The 16652-nt window shown below is 74.5% G+C and carries 12 protein-coding genes; 5 read left to right on the forward strand and 7 right to left on the reverse strand.

Translation table 11 applies throughout. The features are described from left to right. The first annotated feature begins 169 nt into the window (after positions 1-169). From AC3EQ1_RS12380 to AC3EQ1_RS12395, 4 genes are all read left to right on the forward strand, one after another. Positions 170-607 (forward strand): hypothetical protein, encoded by a 438-nt coding sequence (locus AC3EQ1_RS12380; RefSeq protein ID WP_432094373.1) that lies wholly within the window; start codon positions 170-172, stop codon positions 605-607. A gap of 277 nt (positions 608-884) precedes the next feature. Continuing rightward, a complete protein-coding gene (ettA, locus tag AC3EQ1_RS12385; protein WP_351510262.1) occupies positions 885-2549 on the forward strand; it encodes an energy-dependent translational throttle protein EttA in 1665 nt (554 codons plus the stop codon). A gap of 2 nt (positions 2550-2551) precedes the next feature. Continuing rightward, a complete protein-coding gene (locus tag AC3EQ1_RS12390) occupies positions 2552-2980 on the forward strand; it encodes an acyl-CoA thioesterase (RefSeq protein ID WP_432094374.1) in 429 nt (142 codons plus the stop codon). Further along, a complete protein-coding gene (locus tag AC3EQ1_RS12395) occupies positions 2977-3936 on the forward strand; it encodes a DUF8185 domain-containing protein (protein WP_432094375.1) in 960 nt (319 codons plus the stop codon). Before AC3EQ1_RS12390 ends, AC3EQ1_RS12395 begins: the two co-directional genes overlap by 4 nt. A 202-nt stretch (positions 3937-4138) precedes the next feature. Here AC3EQ1_RS12395 and AC3EQ1_RS12400 read toward each other — a convergent pair whose 3' ends face one another. Beyond that, positions 4139-5635: a cytochrome P450 gene (locus tag AC3EQ1_RS12400; RefSeq protein ID WP_432094376.1), complete on the reverse strand. Its 1497-nt coding sequence runs from the start codon at positions 5633-5635 to the stop codon at positions 4139-4141. A gap of 158 nt (positions 5636-5793) precedes the next feature. Continuing rightward, positions 5794-6198 carry a globin gene (locus AC3EQ1_RS12405; RefSeq protein ID WP_432094377.1) on the reverse strand — a complete coding sequence of 135 codons (405 nt, stop codon included), beginning with the start codon at positions 6196-6198 and terminating at the stop codon, positions 5794-5796. Positions 6199-6323: 125 nt separating this feature from the next. Between AC3EQ1_RS12405 and AC3EQ1_RS12410 the strand changes: the two genes are divergently transcribed. Beyond that, the gene (locus AC3EQ1_RS12410) at positions 6324-7355 is read left to right on the forward strand and encodes a methyltransferase domain-containing protein (protein WP_432094378.1); all 1032 of its coding nucleotides are present in this window, start codon (positions 6324-6326) and stop codon (positions 7353-7355) included. Between the two features lie 378 nt (positions 7356-7733). Here AC3EQ1_RS12410 and AC3EQ1_RS12415 read toward each other — a convergent pair whose 3' ends face one another. The 5 genes from AC3EQ1_RS12415 to AC3EQ1_RS12435 all read right to left on the reverse strand — a co-directional run bounded on the left by AC3EQ1_RS12415 (position 7734) and on the right by AC3EQ1_RS12435 (position 16622). Next, positions 7734-9023 carry an FHA domain-containing protein gene (locus AC3EQ1_RS12415; RefSeq protein WP_432094379.1) on the reverse strand — a complete coding sequence of 430 codons (1290 nt, stop codon included), beginning with the start codon at positions 9021-9023 and terminating at the stop codon, positions 7734-7736. A gap of 46 nt (positions 9024-9069) precedes the next feature. Next, positions 9070-10404 carry a vWA domain-containing protein gene (locus AC3EQ1_RS12420; protein ID WP_432094380.1) on the reverse strand — a complete coding sequence of 445 codons (1335 nt, stop codon included), beginning with the start codon at positions 10402-10404 and terminating at the stop codon, positions 9070-9072. 259 nt (positions 10405-10663) lie between these two features. Further along, positions 10664-12496 carry a PP2C family protein-serine/threonine phosphatase gene (locus AC3EQ1_RS12425; protein ID WP_432094381.1) on the reverse strand — a complete coding sequence of 611 codons (1833 nt, stop codon included), beginning with the start codon at positions 12494-12496 and terminating at the stop codon, positions 10664-10666. Between the two features lie 11 nt (positions 12497-12507). Beyond that, entirely contained in the window at positions 12508-15288 is a 2781-nt protein-coding gene (locus tag AC3EQ1_RS12430) for a serine/threonine-protein kinase (RefSeq protein ID WP_432094382.1), read from the reverse strand. After that, a complete protein-coding gene (locus AC3EQ1_RS12435) occupies positions 15285-16622 on the reverse strand; it encodes a hypothetical protein (protein WP_432094383.1) in 1338 nt (445 codons plus the stop codon). The genes AC3EQ1_RS12430 and AC3EQ1_RS12435 overlap by 4 nt, the downstream gene beginning before the upstream one ends. Between the last annotated feature and the right edge of the window lie 30 nt (positions 16623-16652).

The following is a 16652-nucleotide window of genomic DNA, read 5'->3' on the forward strand; positions in this document are numbered from 1 at the left end:
CCCCCCCCCCCCCCCCACGTCCGGCCCGCCGGACGAGGCCGTGGAACGGGTCGCCGACGAGCTGCGGCCCCTCGCGGAAGGCGCGGCTCCGAAGGGGGCGTCGCGTGACCGGATCCGGACGGCGTGATCCACTCTTGTGACCCCGGTGCTCCGCCGAAATCATCGGTGCATGGGGGACGAACGATGTGTGCACGAACTCGTGGTCGGCCAGTGCACGGAGTGCGCTCCGGTGCCCCGGGGGCTGACGCGACGGGTGTTCACCACCCAGGGGGGATCCGTCTTCCACCGCACCACGGGCTGTGAGGCGCTGTACGACGGCCGGCGGAAGGCCCAGCGCTTCGGTCGTGAGACGCACACCCCGCGGAACGTCGCGCTTTCCGTCGCTCAGGCGGAGGGGCGGGGCGCCTGCATACCCTGCTTCCCGGACCATCGCCCCTCGGCGCGGACGAAACCGTGCGAGGTGCTGGTCGACGGCGCCTGGCTGCCCGGACTCCTGATCGAATGGCGCCGGGCTCCCGACGGCCGGTGGTCCGGCGTGGTGGCGTATGTCCACGACGGCGAGCAGGTGACCGAGGTGCGGGACCAGGCGGAGCTCCGGCGCGCGTAGCCGCACGAGCCGGGGCGAGCCCGCCGCGGCACCGGACCGCGGACCGACACCGCCCCGGCACCGGACCGACATCGCCCCGACATCGCCCCGGCACCGGACCGGCACCGGAGCGGCCGGGACGGAGGCGGTCACCACCTGCGGTCGGATGCGGAGGGGGCAGGGGAGGCGGAAGCGGCGGAGGGACGGGCGTGCCCTGAGCTACTCGTTTCCGTCCCGCGCCGGGCGTACGGCAAGATGGATTACATCTGCCCACCCATCGATCGCCGGACGGTTTCTCTTGGCTGAGTTCATCTACACCATGCGCAAGGCGCGTAAGGCGCACGGCGACAAGGTGATCCTCGACGATGTGACGACGAGCTTCTACCCCGGAGCCAAGATCGGTGTCGTCGGTCCGAACGGCGCCGGCAAGTCGACCATCCTGAAGATCATGGCGGGGCTGGAGCAGCCGTCGAACGGTGACGCCTTCCTCACGCCCGGTTACACCGTCGGCATCCTTCTCCAGGAGCCGCCGCTCGACGAGTCCAAGACCGTGCTGGAGAACGTCCAGGACGGCGCGGCCGACACGATGGTCAAGCTCAAGCGGTTCAACGAGATCGCCGAGCAGATGGCCACCGACTACTCGGACGCCCTGCTCGAGGAGATGGGCAAGCTCCAGGAGGCGCTCGACCACAGCAACGCCTGGGACCTCGACGCCCAGCTCGAGCAGGCCATGGACGCCCTCGGCTGCCCGCCCGGCGACTGGCCCGTCACCAACCTCTCCGGCGGTGAGAAGCGCCGCGTCGCGCTCTGCAAGCTGCTGCTCGAGGCCCCCGACCTGCTCCTCCTCGACGAGCCCACCAACCACCTGGACGCCGAGTCCGTCCAGTGGCTGGAGCAGCACCTGGAGAAGTACGCCGGCACCGTCGTCGCCGTCACCCACGACCGGTACTTCCTCGACAACGTCGCCCAGTGGATCTGCGAGGTCGACCGCGGTCGCCTCTACCCGTACGAGGGCAACTACTCCAAGTACCTGGAGACCAAGCAGACCCGTCTCAAGGTCGAGGGGCAGAAGGACGCCAAGCGCGCCAAGCGCCTCAAGGACGAGCTGGACTGGGTCCGCTCCAACGCCAAGGGCCGGCAGGCCAAGTCCAAGGCCCGTCTGACCCGCTACGAGGAGATGGCGGCCGAGGCGGAGAAGACCCGGAAGCTGGACTTCGAGGAGATCCAGATCCCGCCGGGCCCGCGCCTGGGCAACATCGTCGTCGAGGTGGAGAACCTCTCCAAGGCGTTCGGTGAGAAGGTCCTCATCGACGACCTCTCCTTCACCCTGCCGCGCAACGGCATCGTCGGCGTGATCGGCCCCAACGGCGCCGGCAAGACGACGCTGTTCAAGATGATCCAGGGCCTGGAGACCCCCGACTCGGGCAAGATCAAGGTCGGCGAGACCGTCAAGATCTCCTACGTCGACCAGTCCCGCGCCAACATCGACGCCAAGAAGACGCTGTGGGCGGTCGTCTCCGACGAGCTGGACTACATCAACGTCGGCCAGGTCGAGATGCCGTCCCGGGCGTACGTCTCCGCGTTCGGCTTCAAGGGACCGGACCAGCAGAAGCCGGCCGGTGTGCTCTCCGGCGGTGAGCGCAACCGCCTCAACCTCGCGCTCACCCTCAAGCAGGGCGGCAACCTGCTGCTCCTCGACGAGCCGACCAACGACCTCGACGTCGAGACCCTGTCCTCGCTGGAGAACGCGCTGCTGGACTTCCCCGGCTGCGCCGTGGTGGTCTCCCACGACCGCTGGTTCCTGGACCGCGTCGCGACCCACATCCTCGCCTACGAGGGCGAGTCCAAGTGGTTCTGGTTCGAGGGCAACTTCGAGTCGTACGAGAAGAACAAGGTCGAGCGGCTCGGCGCGGACGCGGCCCGTCCGCACCGTGCCACGTACAAGAAGCTGACCCGGGGCTGAGCGTGCGGCACACCTATTCCTGCCCGCTGCGCTGGTCGGACATGGATGCGTTCGGTCACGTGAACAACGTGGTCTTCCTCCGCTACCTGGAGGAGGCCCGGATCGACTTCATGCACCGGCTGGCGACCGCGGACGGCAACGGCTCCTTCACCGGGGGCTCGGTCGTCGCCCGGCACGAGATCGACTACCTGCGCCCGCTGGTGCACCGGCACGAGCCGGTCACCGTGGAGACCTGGGTGACGAAGATCGGTGCCGCGTCGATGACCGTCTCCTACGAGGTGAAGGACGCCGAGCAGGTGTATGTGCGGGCCTCGACGACCGTCGTGCCGTTCGACTTCGCCTCGGGCCGTCCGCGGCGGATCACCACCGAGGAACGCACCGTCCTCGAGCGGTACCTGGTCGATGCCGCGGAGGAGGCCTTCGCCGCATGACGGCGCTGCGTCTCGCCGACGCCGGGGAGGCGGCGGATCTCGCCGCCTTCCTGGCCCGGCTGATCCACTACGACCGCCGGGCCGCGGTCCGTCTCCAGGCGGAGCCGGGAGCTGCCGCCCCGGAGGCCGGAGGGGTGCTGGCGGTCTTCGGCCGGCCCGCCTCCTTCGAGGTACTGGCCATCCGCACGGCCCGGCTGGCCGCGGGCCCGGTCCCGCACGACGGGACCGGGGCGACGGAGACCGTTGCGGCTTTGGACGCGACCGTCTCGGCGGGCATGCTCGCCGACGCCCTCGACACCGCGACCGGCGGTGGGGAGCGCACCACGGGCGAACTGACGGTCCCGGTGCCCGAGTCCGTCACCGGCCCCCCGTGGGCCGGTGTGCTGCCGCCGCGGGGCGGCTGGCGGCGCGTCGAGGGCTTCCCCGGGGCGGACGAGGTCCGGGCAGCCGTCGCCGCGGCCGTCAGGGAGTTCCGCACCCGGATCGAGGCGCTTCCGGAGGACGGCCGGACCCGTACGGAGTTCGACCGGATCGGCGGCGAGATCTGGTCGCGCACCCTGGGGGACACCCGCCTCCCGCTGCGCGCGGTGCACGCCGCCCAGTCGCTCGGCTTCCTCCGCCCCGCCCGGGCGCGGGTACCCGCCGCCGGGGCCCGGCCGGACGGCGCTGCTGCGAGGGATGCCTCCGTGACCGGCGGTTCGCCAACCGGCGGTTCGGCAACCGGTGTTTCCGCGAACGGTGTTTCCGTGAACGGGGTCTCCGTGGCCGACGGACCGGGGACCGCGCGCCACGGCCACGGCACGGCCACGGTTCTCGCTCCGGAACCGGCGGTGCCGGAGCGGCTCGCCCTGTTCGCCGCGGGCAGCTGGCTGCGGCTGAGCACCCCGTACGGCTCGGTGGCCGTGCGCCGGACGGACCTTCCGGGCCTGTCCGGCCTGAGCGTCACCCCGCGCTGACCGGCCGCCCGGGGTGTCCCGACCGGCCTCCCCGGGCCGCCCGCACGCCGGAGACCCGGAGGAGAAGCCGGAGCAACTGCCGCAGAGGCCGGAGACGCCGGAACGGGCGTCTTGGGCGCGGCGGAGCGAGCGGCTGGAGCGACGGACCGGGTGCCGGAACGTCAGGCCGGGTACCGGTGTCGCCCGCGCTACCGCTCCGCTCTCACTCCCGCGCGTCGTCCGCGAGGATGACCGGCAGTCGGCGCGGGCCGCGGACCAACAGCCCCGGACGGTAGGGGAGTTCGCCGGGATCGGCCGCGAGGCGCAGTCCCGGCAGGGCGTCGAAGAGGAGCGGGAGTGCCACCGCCGCCTCCAGCCGGGCCAGCCGCGACCCGACACAGAAGTGCGGACCGTGCCCGAAGGCGGCGTGCGCCGCGGCCCGTGTCCCGGTCCGGCGACCGGAGGGGCCGGGGTGCGACCCGTCGCCGGCCGCGCCGGCCGGACACGCCGGGCCGACCGCGCTCTCCGGACCCACCGGCTCTTCCGGACCCACGGCGTCCGGACCATCGACCGAGCCCACCGCGTCCGCACCACCGACCGAGCTCACCGTGCCCGGGCCGCCGGCCGAGCCCACTGTGCCCGCCCCGTTGACCGAGCTCCGTGCGTCCACCGCGCCGACCGGCCCCGTCGAACCGTCCGCGTAGCGGTCCGGCAGGAAGGCGTCCGGGGCGGGGAAGACCGCCGGATCGCGGTTGGCGGCGGCGAGCACCGCCAGGACCGAGGCGCCCGCCGGTATGACGACCCCTTCGCCGAGATCCACCTGCTCCGTCGTGCGTCGCCACGTCGTGCCCTCCAGCGGGCTGGCGTGCCGCAGCGCCTCCTCCACGACCGCGGGCCAGCGGCCCGGTTCCTCCTGCGCCGCCGCCAGCTCCTCCGGGTGGGTGAGCAGCAGCAACGATGCGGAGGCCAGCAGGTTCATGGTCGTCTCGTAGCCCGCGAAGAGCAGCAGGAAGGCCATGGCGAGCAGCTCGCCGTCGTCGAGCCCGCCTTCCGACGAGTCGTGCACCAGCGCGCTGAACAGGTCCTCGCCCGGCGAGCGCCGCTTCTCCGCGATGAGCGAGGTGAAGTAGCCGTGCAGCCGGGTCCAGGCCTCGTCGACCTCGCCCTGGGCCAGGGCGTCGGCCGGGGAACCCACCCGGTAGGTCCACTCCCGCAGATCGGCCCGGTCGGCCTCCGGCACGCCCAGGACCTCGCCGATCACCAGGACCGGGAGCGGGAACGCGAAGACGTCGACCAGGTCCGCGGAACCGTCCCGCTCCAGCCGGTCGACCAGCTCGCCGACGAGCCCGGCCGTCAGCTCCTCGATCCGCGGCCGCAGCGCGTCGACCCGGCGCGGGGTGAAGGCGGCGGCGGTCAGCCGGCGCAGCCGGGTGTGGTCGGGGGCGTCGGAGTTGAGCATGTGGCGCGCGAGGCAGGCGCGGGCGCGCTGGGCGGGGGAGTCGGGCTTGGGCCGGCCCGCGCCCTGCGGCGGCACATTGGAGAACCGGGGGTCGGAGAGCACCGCCCGCGTCTGCTCGTAGCCGGTGACCAGCCAGGCGCTGGAGCCGTTGGCCAGCTCGACGCGCGCCGCGGGACCCCGGGTGCGCAGCGCCGCGTAGTACGGAAAGGGGTCGCGGGCGAAGGCACCGTCCGCCGGGTCCAGCACCGCCGGGTCGGGCACGGCCGGATCCGGAACCGCTGGCTCCAGCGCTGCCGCACCGGAGGCAGGTTCCCGCACGGCGTCCCTCGGGCCGGGCAGCGGCAATGGCCGGATGTCCGTCGTCTCCGTGCCTGCGGCGCCGTGCCCGGCCGGGGACCGGAGCTCCTGGTCGGTCGGTCTCATTCGGCGCTGTTGACCATGGAAGCGGCCGCGTAGGTGAGGTACTTCCACAGCTCGGCCTCGTGCTCCGGCGCCAGCTCCAGCTCGTCGACCGCGACGCGCATATGACGCAGCCAGGCGTCGTGCGCGGCCTGGTTCACCGTGAACGGAGCGTGCCGCATCCGCAGCCGCGGGTGTCCGCGGTTGTCGCTGTAGGTGCGCGGACCGCCCCAGTACTGGATGAGGAAGAGGGTGAGCCGTTCCTCGGCCGGCCCCAGGTCCTCCTCCGGGTACATCGGCCGCAGCAGCGGGTCTTCGGCGACGCCCTGATAGAAGCGGTGCACCAGCCGTCGGAAGGTCGGCTCACCGCCGACCTGCTCGTAGAAGGTCTGCTCCTGCAGCGTGCCGCGCGGAATCTCATTCACGCTCCCCATGGTCTCAGACGGCCCAGCCGAGGACCGGCGGCGTAGGACCGGCAGGACAATTGGCGCAAAAGCCGCTAAGTGCGTACGGTGTCGCGTCGCCGAGCCGTGCGCAGCACAGTGGAGGCATGGGCAGGCAGGGCGGCAGGGGTGACGCGGCCGGTGACGGCGCCCGCACGGACGCCGCCGCGGCCGCCGCCCGGGCGGCGCTCGTCCGCGTGATCGTCGCGGACGGCGGGCTCACCGACCCGGCCTGGCGGGCGGCGTTCGTCCGGGTGCCGCGCCACCTCTTCGTGCCGTACTACTACGTGGCCGTCGAGGACGGCTTCGAGCAGGTCGGCCGCGACCATCCGGATCCCCGCGTCCGGGCCCGCTGGCTGTCCGGCGCCTACGCCGACACCCCGCTCGCCACCCGCGTCCGGGACGGCCGGCTCATCTCCTCCAGCAGCCAGCCGTCGCTGATGGCGCGGATGCTGGAGGTTCTCGGGGTGCACGACGGCGACCGGGTCCTGGAGATCGGCGCGGGCACCGGGTACAACGCCGGGCTGCTCTCGCACCGGCTCGGCGAGGACCGGGTGACGACCGTGGACCTCGACCCGGAGATCGCCTCCTCCGCCCGCGACCACCTCGCCGCGGCCGGCCACCGTCCCGAGGTCGTCACCGGCGACGGAGCGCGCGGCTGGGCCACGGGCGCCCCCTACGACCGGATCCTCGCCACCTGCTCCCTGGCCGCCGTGCCGCCCGCCTGGGTCGCCCAGTGCCGTCCGGGCGGGCTCGTCCTGGCCCCGCTGGCGACCGGCCTGATCGCGCTGCGGGTCAGGGACGCCCGGCACGCGGAGGGCCGCTTTCTGCACACCTCCGCCTACTTCGTACCGCTCCGGGGCGGGCCGGAGCCGCAGCCGGTGGACACTCGCTCCCTGCCGCCGGAGGTTCTCGACGAGGAGCCGTTCCCCTTCCTGCTCGCGCTGACCGCCGGCCGGCAGGCGCCGGAGTCGGTGTACGAGCTCTGGGAGGACGCGCACCGGCCGGGGCGTGAACGGTTCGGGGTCACGGTCCGCGGCGACCGCCAGTGGGCCTGGCTGGACAGCCCGGACGGCCCGCACACCTGGCCGCTGGGCGACGGCGCGGCGGTCGGGGCGGCCGGCCCGCGGGGACGCTGACCCGGGACCCGGGACCGAGAGCGGGAGTGAGACCTGGGGCAGAGGCCAGGTACCGGGACCCGGGACTCAGGCTCAGCCCCGGAAGCCGGAAGCCGGAAGCCGGAAGCCGGAAGCCGGAAGCCGGGCGCTCGGCACCAGGGAACGCCGGGGCCGCGGAACGCCGGGGGCCACGGACACGTAACGAAGCCGAACGACACAGCACGGCACACCACGGCCCGACACAGCACGGCACACCACGGCCCGACACAGCACGGCACAGCCCCGGTTCGCGGCTCCTCACCTGCTCAGGAGCCGCGAACCGGGGCCGAAGAACAACGTCCCGCTGAGAACACCGGGAACGCCGGACGGTATCCGCTCGCTCAGGCGCTGTCGGTCCCGTCAGCCGCGGCGGACGGTGATCGTGGTCCAAGCGCCCACGTGCACCCGGTCCCCGTCCTGCAGCGGAACCGGGATGAACGGCTGGATCGAGTCCTCGCCGCCATTGATGGTCGTGCCGTTGGTGGAGTCCTGGTCGACGACCGCCCAGTTCCCGTCCGGCTGCTGCACCAGCAGCGCGTGCTGGTGCGAGACGCCGGGGTCCTCCGGCGGGCGGGACAGGTCGATGTCCGGCGACTCGCCGGTGCTGTTGCGGCGGCGGCCGATGGTGACCTGGCCGCCGGAGAGTTCGAGCTGCTGCTCCGGGGAGTACGCCGGGAGGTTGAGGCCCGTTGCCTCGGGGCCGCTGCGCCGCATCATGGCCATGAAGTACTCACGGTCCGGGGCGATGACCGCGACCCAGGTCCCGGACGGTTCCGGGTGCGCGGGCGGGGCCGGCGGACCGGCCGGAGCACCCTGCGGGGGGTACGGCTGCTGCCCTGCGGGGCCGTAGTCGGGGGCCTGCGGCTGCCCGAAGTCCGGTGCCTGAGGCTGTCCGACCGGCTGTCCGAACTCCGGAGCGTGCGGCTGTCCGACCGGCTGCCCGAAGTCCGGGGCCTGCGGCGCGCCCTGGGGCTGCGCCGGCGGGGGCAGCGTCCAGTCGTCGTTCGACCCGAAGCCGGGCTGCGGCGCCTGGTACGGGGCCTGCTGCGGTGCGCCGTGCGGCGCCTGCTGCTGCGGCTCGGGAGAGAGCGGCTCGGCCGGCCGGTTCATCTGGGAGGGGCGCGACGCCTGGTAGTCGAACCCCTGCGGCGGCCCCTGGTGGCCCTGGGACGGCTGCGGCGGCTGCCCGAACCCGTGCGACTGCTGCGGCCCGCCCGGCTGCGGCTGATGCGACGGCGGCGCGAACGCGGTGGGGGAGTGCGTCAGGAAGTTGTAGCGGCACTCCTCGCAGAACGGCGCCTGCGCCTCCCGCGGCGTACGGCACTGCGGGCAGAGCTCCGCCTGCGCGGTGGCGTGCGGGTCGTACATCCCCGGGGGCCGGTTGGGGTGGCCGCCCGGGTTCGGGTAGCCGTACCCGCCGCCGCCCATCGGCACCCCCGGACCGGTGGCCCCGGTGGCCGGGTTGGGGTATCCGTAGCCGCCCGGACCGCCGCCCATCGGGGCACCCGGAGCATGGGCGCCGGGCATCGGCGGGGGCGGGGGAGGCGGCGGGACGGCTCCTGCCGGAGCCCCGGCACCGGCCATGCGGTGTCCGCAGACCTCGCACCAGTCGTCGGAACCCGACTGGTGTCCGTTCGGGCAAGTCGGCATGTCGGTGCCTCCCCCTTTCACCTCGGCCCCTCCGGACCGCTTCTGGTCACTTCTTGACGCGAACCGTCTTGGTGGAGCGCGTCTCGAGAGTCATCTCGTCGGCTTCCGCGACCTTCGCTTTCAGTCGCACAGTACCTGTCGCCGCGTCGACGACGTCCACCACCTTCGCCAGGAGTTTCGCCGTACCGTCATTTCCCGACACACTCGCCAGTTGCACGGCGCGGCCCAGCTTCGCCGTCGCTTCGGCGACATGGCCCGACTTGCGGGCATCCAGTCCCTGTTGGATGACCTGTGACAGTTCCGCCTGTCCTGTGTAGTGCGCGACCTGTGGATCGATGGAGGTCGAGGCGGCGAGATCGTCGGTCCACACCGCCCGGACGAGTCCCTGCCCCAGGGCTTCGGGCACCCCGCCGTCCGGCCGCGGACGGACCAGCGAGGCCCGCGCCGCCAGCATCTCCCGGCCCACCTCCGCCGCCGGAACCCGGACGCACAGGTGGTAGTCCCGGGACTCCGCGCCCCAGGACCCCGTCGGATAGTCGCCGGCCCGGGGCCCGGCCGCCGTCCGCCGGCCGGTCAGGTCCTCCACCGTCGGCGCCACCTGCTTCACGAAGACGATCTCCGCGCCCACCGGGGTCCACACCCGCAGCGCGACATCGGCGACCGCCTTGCCCATCGCGTCCTCCATCATCCGCGTGAAGTCCGCGGCCAGCCCGGCCGGATCGGCCACGATGTCGGCGCTGCCGAGCAGGGCCGAGGCGATCCCGGTGACCTCCTTGACCTCCCAGTCCGTGCCCACGCCCCGCGCGTCACAGGTGAACCGGCCCGCGCAGGCGGCGAGGGCGGCGCGGAGCTCCTCCGGTGACTCGTGCTCGTTGCGCCCGTCGGTCAGCAGGATGCCGTGGCGAAGGGATACGTCCGCCGCGCCGAGCAGCCGGTCGGCGAGCCGCAGCCAGCTGCCGATGGCGGTGCCGCCGTCCGCCCGCAGGCCGTTCAGTGCCCGCTTGGCCTGCTTCCGGGTGTCCGGCCCGGCCGTGGCCAGACCGCCCGCCGCGGGAAACACCGGACGGGCCGTGTGGGTACCGGCGATCACCGCGAAGCGGACGCCGTCGCGCAGGGCGTCGATCGCGGCCGCCGTCGCCTCCCGGGCGCCGCGCAGCTTGCCCGGCGAGTGCCCCATGGAGCCGGAGCAGTCCACCATGACGACCACGGCCGCGTCCGGCCCCGCGCCCTGCGGCGGCGCTCCCGCGGCGGGGCCCGCGCCGTCACCGGCCGAGGTCACGGTGACGACGGCGTGCACCTCGCGCCCGCCCTCGGGGAGGTGTTCGTTCTGGTACACCTCGACGGAGAACCGCGGCCCGCTGTGCTGGGGGAAGTCGCCCATCTGATCCGCTCCTCGACACTCCGTCCGGACCTGGTCGGAAGGGGCGGGCGCGGGTCCGGACGGGCGCTGCCCCCGTGCGGGCCCGCCGGCCGGTCCGGCCGGCGGGCCCTTGACGGTACTGATGCTCTCCGGGGCCGTTCGGTTGTTCAGCGGCGGCTTTTCGGGCCGGTGCCGCCGGTGCCGCTCAGGCCGGCGGTCGCCGCTCAGGGGGCATTGCGCCAAGTGCGCGCGACCCGGGCGGGCATGGTGCAAGGGCCGCTCAGGCCGGATCAGCTTCCGTGCCGGGGAGCGGGAACGGCACCACCGCCACCGTGACGTTGTCGTGCCCCCCGCCGTCGAGCGCGTAACCGACCAGCGTCCGGGCGCCGTGCAGCGGCCGGGACCGGGCGTCCGTCGGCACGGCCAGGGCCATGTCCGCGGCGCCCTCGGCGTAGTTCCACAGCCCGTCGGTGCAGACCACCACGACACCGGGCCGGTCGGGCTTGAACGAGGCGGTGTGCGGGTCGAGTTCGTACGCGTCCGCGCCGAGCCAGCCGGTGATCGCGTGTGCCCGGGCGTCGGCGTACGCCTCCGCCTCCGACATCAGGCCCGTGGCCACCATCTGCGCGGCCCACGAATCGTCCTCGGTGAGCCGCGCGGGCGGGGCCGTCCGGTCCTCGGGGACCCAGTAGGCCCGGCTGTCGCCGATCCAGCCGACCGTGAGGATGCCCGCGGAGACCACCGCGCTCACGATGGTGCAGGCGGGGGCGTTCCGGTTCCGGTGCGACTCCCGCTCGTCCTCCGCCGCGGTCTGCGCCAGGGAGTTGACGGCCTGCGCGGCGGCGAGGATCGCCTCGTGCATGGCCTGCTGCGGGTGGGTGCCGCGGGGCAGCGCGGCGAGCAGCGAGGCGCTCGCCGCCTCCGAGGCCGCCTGGGAGGCCTCGTCCGGCCGGGTGGCCGAGGAGACGCCGTCGCAGACGACCGCCACGACGGCCGGAGCGCCGTCCGGCAGCGCGGCGGAGGAGAGCGCGAACGCGTCCTCGTTGCGGTGGTGCCGCAGCCCGCGGTCGCTGACCGCCGCCACGCCGTCCAGCGCCTCCTCCAGGTGGTCCCGCTCGCGGGGCTGGGCGTGGCCGCAGTTCTCGCAGTAGCCGTCCCGGTCGATCACCCCCATGCGGCAGGCGACGCACGTCCGGCCCTTGCCCTCCGGGCCGCCGGGGGTGTCGGCCACCGCCCGCGCGGACTCGGCCGTTCCGTAGGCCGCCGCGGTCCGCGGGTCCTCGGGAGCGGAGCCGGCCTCCGGGGCGGTACCGCTCTCCGGACCCGCAGCAGGAACGGAACCCGCAGCAGGAACGGAACCCGCCGCCGGAACGGAACCCGCAGCAGGAACGGAACCCGCCGCCGGAACGGAACCGGGCTGAGGGCCCGCACCGGCGTTCGGGCCGTCGGCGTCGGCCGGCTCGCCCGCCGTTCGGACTCCCGGCTCCCGCGGGGGCTCCGCGGCGGGGGCGGCCAGCGCGTAGTCGTCCGGCTCGGCGGCGAGTTCCGCCCCCGGGGCCCCGGCCGGGGCGGGCGCCTGGAGGGAGTAGTCCCCGCCTTCCGCCTCGGGAAGCGGAACCCCGCCGGCGGCCGTGTCCGGAGCCGTGTCCGGAGCCGTGGCCGGGCCCCGGCCCTCCGGTACGTCGTGAGCCGTGTCCGGGCCGTGGCCCTGGTGACGCCGCGCCGGAGCCGGGGGAGCCGCGGGCGGTGCCGGTACGGGCTCCGGAGCCGCGGCCGGCGGATACGGCGGCGGTGGCGGAACGGCCGTACCGGCCTCCGGTCCGGCTCCCGGCCGCGACGGGGCGGCCCCGTCACCGGCCGCGGGCCCGTCACCGGCCGCGGCCCCGTGATCGGAGCCGGACCCGCCATCGGCGGCGGGCCGGGCCGACGGCCGGGGGACGGTACCCTCCGCGGCCTCGGTCCGGGCCTGCCCGTTGCGGGCAGCCGTGGGCCGGCCCGTGTGCGGCGCCGTCGCGGCCGACAGGTCGGCCCCGCACGCGCCGCAGAAGTTGTCCCCCGGCTCCAGCGGCTCTTCGCAGCTCGGGCAGGCGGACAGCTGGGGTGGCTGGGGCATTTGAGACATCGTTACACCCACGTCCTGGGGCGGAGACGGTTGGCCCGCTCCACCAGTTCGATCCTTTCCTCACCGCGCTGGGCCAGCCGCGCGAGGACCCGGTACGAGCGCTCCAGTCCGAAGCGCAGGCCCCGTTCGTCCAGGCTGCTGCCGAGCAGCGAGCCGTACTCTCCGGGGACGGCGCCCTCCGGGGGAGCGCCGTGTCTCCCGGAGAGTACCCAGTCCAGCGCGGCGCCCAGAACTTCGGTGGCCAGCCGCTCGCGGCGGACCGCGTCCAGACCGAAGTCCCGGAGCCGCTCCACCTGACCTGCGGCGGCGGTGAGATCGTCGAGCAGCGGTTCCCTGGCCGAGCGCTGCCGCAGCCGGGCGCGTATCGCCGCGACCCGGGCCGCCGTGTAGTGGATGGAGGCCTCCGGAACGGACTCCAGGGCCGCCACCGCTCCCGGCCGGTCCCCGGCGGCGAGCCGCACCCGGGCGAGCCCGAAGGCGGCGCTCACATAGCTGGGGTCGGTCACCCAGACGAGGTGGTAGTACTCGGCGGCGTTGTCCAACTGGCCCAGCACCTCGGCACAGACGCCCAGCGCCAGCTTGGGGGCGGGCTCGCCGGGGAACGCGTCGTAGACGGCGTCGAACGACAGGGCCGCCGACTCCTCGTCGCCGGTCACCAGGGACGCCACCCCGCGGTACCAGATCACCCGCCAGTCGTCGGGGTGCCCCCTCTCCAGCTCCGCCAGCACCTCGGCCGTGGCGCCGAGGTCACCCATCTCCAGCCGGGCCCGCAGCTCCCTGAGCCGCAGCTCCACCGAGCCGGTGGGCGTGCCCCGGAGCGCGGCGAGCAGTTCGGCGGGCGCGGAGGCCAGCAGCCCCGCGAGGAACCCGGCGTTGGGGTCGGAGGGGTCGACCAGCGGCACCGGCAGGGCGAGCACGGCCGACCGGGTGTCCAGCGGTTCGAGCCCCGGGTGCTCACTGTCGTCGGCCAGGGCCGCGAAGGGGGCCGCCCCGGCTCCGGAGGAGAGCGTTCCGGGGCTGTGCGCAGCCGCCGCTCCCGGGAGAGCCGTTCCCGGTGCCGCGGACCCCGCGGTTCCGTGCCCGGCCGCACCACCGGAGGAGCCGTGCCCGGCCCCGCCGTTCGCCCCGGCCGCCGCGTGCCCGGCTTCGTGTACCGACCCGTGTCCCGGCCCGTGCCCCGACCCGTGACCCGCCGCGGCGGGCACCGGCCGTTCGCCACCGGTCGCCTGCCGGGGGAGAGCCACGGCCCCGGCGGCCGGTCCGTCCGGGCCCGCCGGCCCGCGCCGCGGCCGGGCGATGGAGCGCACCCGGGGCGAGCGGACGCCCAGCACCGACACCGCGCCGGACTGCTCCGCGAACAACCGGGTGTCCGTGACCCGCAGTTCCGGACCGAACAGGGTGGAGAGCGCCGGCCGGGGCCGGCCCGTGCCGAGCGCCACGACCTCCCGCAGGACGCCGGTCAGCTGCTCGGCCATCTCCTCGGCGGAGCCGAACCGACGCGCCGGATCGGGGTCCGTGGCCCGGACCAGGAACCGGTAGAAGGACTCGTAGCGGCGGAAGACCTCGATGTGACCGGGGTCGGGCAGGCTGTCCACGAAGACGTTCGTGTAGCCCTGGAAGTCGAAGGTCAGTACCGCGAGGGTGCGCGCCACCGTGTAGAGGTCCGAGGCGACGGACGGGCCGGACTCCGCCACCTCCGGAGCCTGGTAGCCGATCGTGCCGTAGATGGCGCTCTCGTGGTCGTCCATCCTGCGCACCGCGCCCATGTCGATGAGCTTGAGCCGGTCCTGCTGCTGAATGGCGTTGTCCACCTTGAAGTCGCAGTACAGCAGGTTGCGGCTGTGCAGGTGGCCGAGGGCGTCCAGCGCCTCCAGCCCGTAGGCGCAGGCCTGCTCGACCGGCAGCGGATCGCGGCGGCCGTCCGCCCCCCGCCGCTCGTTGGCGATCTCCTTCAGCGACTTGCCGCCGACGTACTCCATGACGATGTAGCCGTCGAGGCTGCCGGTCCGCTGGTCGAGGTGCTCGACGAAGTTGTAGATCCGGACGATGGTGGAGTGCTCGATCTCGGCGAGGAAGCGCCGCTCGGAGACGGCCGCGGCGAGCGCGTCCTCGTCACCGGTGTCCAGCAGACCCTTGAGGACCACCCAGCGGTCGGACACCGCCCGGTCGACGGCCAGATAGATCCAGCCCAGCCCGCCGTGCGCGAGGCAGCCCGCCACCTCGTACTGGCCGTGCACCACGTCCCCGGCCCGCAGCTTGGGCACGAACGAGTACGGGTGGCCGCACTTGGTGCAGAACCCCTCCGTCCGGCCCGGCCGCTCCCCGCGCGCCCGGCCCACCGCGGCACCGCAGTCGCCCCGGCTGCAGAATCGCTTCCTCTCGGGAACCTCGGCGTGCTCCAGCACCGCGGTCCGCGGATCCGGACGGGGCACCTCCGGCACCGTGACCAGCCCCGCGCCCAGCTTGTTGCGCCCCGACGGGCCGGCGGCGGAGCGGGCGGAGCTGCGCACCGACACGGAGCGGACCGTCCGCCCGCCGGACAGCGCGCGCGACAGCCGCCCCGACACCGAACGCCGGGAGGACGAGGAGCGCGACGAGGCGCGGGAGGCACGCGAGGAGGACGACGAACTGCCGCGCTGCCCGCCCACGGCGCTGGTCGCCTGGGAGGCCACCGTGCCGTCCCCGGACACCACGGGAGCCAGCCCGCAGGTGTCGCAGTACAGCTCCCCGCCCCCGAAGTCCTCGTACGCGCCCGGGCAGCCCGGCCGCTGGCAGCTCTTCATCCGTCCCCCTCACGGTCCTCGGGACCGGCCTGTCTCGGCACGAGAACCTCCGCGGCGGCCCGTTGGTAACGCAGGACCGCCTGTTCGGCGGCGCGCAGATCGCACGGCGCACTCCACAGCATCCGCCGCGCCGCGTCGTACCGCTCGGTGAGCATCGGGTCCTCCGCCATGCCGTGCCGGGCCACCTTCGCCCGGTACGCGTCGAGCCGGCCGCGGAGTTCGGCCCGCACGGCCAGCGGCGCGGTCACCGCCGTCAGCGACTCCCGGGCGCGCATCAGCTCGTCCTCGGCCCGTACCTCCAGGGTGTCCAGCAGCGGGGAGAGCCGGTGCCACTGGGAGCGGCGCCGGTAGTCCGCCGCGGCCGCCAGCTGTTCGTGCAGCGCCGTCGCCGGGCCGCTCACCGCCGGCACCTCGGACGCGGCGATCTTCGCCAGCACCTCGCCGCGCGCCTCCCGCGCCTCGGTGAGCGTCCGGTCGGCCCGGGACAGCACGTCGCGGAGCTGGAACAGCCGCTGTTCGGCGTCCTGCCGGACGGCCAGCACCGCCTCGATCTCGCGCCGCACCTCCTCCAGGGCCCGCGCCGCCCGGTCGTAGCGCCCGGTGTCCGGCCGGCCGCCGCCCGGCGCCGAACTGCCGGAGCGGGCCGGGACCCAGAACGCCAGCGGATCCGAGACCACTTCGCCGCGCAGCGCGGTCAACTCCCGGGTGATCTCCTCCAGGTCGTCGCCCGACGGGTGCTCGCCGGGGCGCACCCCGACGGAGTGCGCCAGGGAACGGGTGCGCCGGAGCTCGGCGGCGAGCAGATCGATCCGGGCGGGCAGCGCGGACCAGACGGCGTCGGCCGCCACCACCACGTCCAGGGCCCGGGCGTACCCGTCGTTCATCCGCCCGACCAGCTCCTCCAGGCTCAGCCGCTCGCAGGGACGGGCGGGCGGCCCGGTGATCTCGGGCGACAGCCCGGCGTCCGCCGTCCCCGCGCCCGCTGCGGAGTCCGGGAGCGTGACGGCCGGACCGCTCAGCAGCCGGGTCAGCTCGGCCAGGTCCTCCCGGGACGGCCAGCGCCGCCGGGAACGCACCTCACGGGCCTCCCGCAGCGCCGCGGTGTAGGCGTCGAAGGACGTCCAGAGCAGGGTGATGAGCGCCTCGGCGGCGGCCCAGCGGCTCCTGGTGGTGCCGGTCAGCCCGGCGCCCTCGAGGAGTCTGCGGCCCGCGTGGTCCTGCAACGCCAGCAGCGATGTCTCGATCGCCTCGTGCTCCGCGCCCAGCCGGGCCAGTGCACGGTCCGCGTCGTCCCGGTCCATGACCGGGTCTCCGGCGGCTCCCGGGCCCCCCATCGATCACCTCTCCTCTGCTCGCGGCCGCTG

It is taken from the genome of Streptomyces sp. bgisy100, from assembly GCF_057709105.1.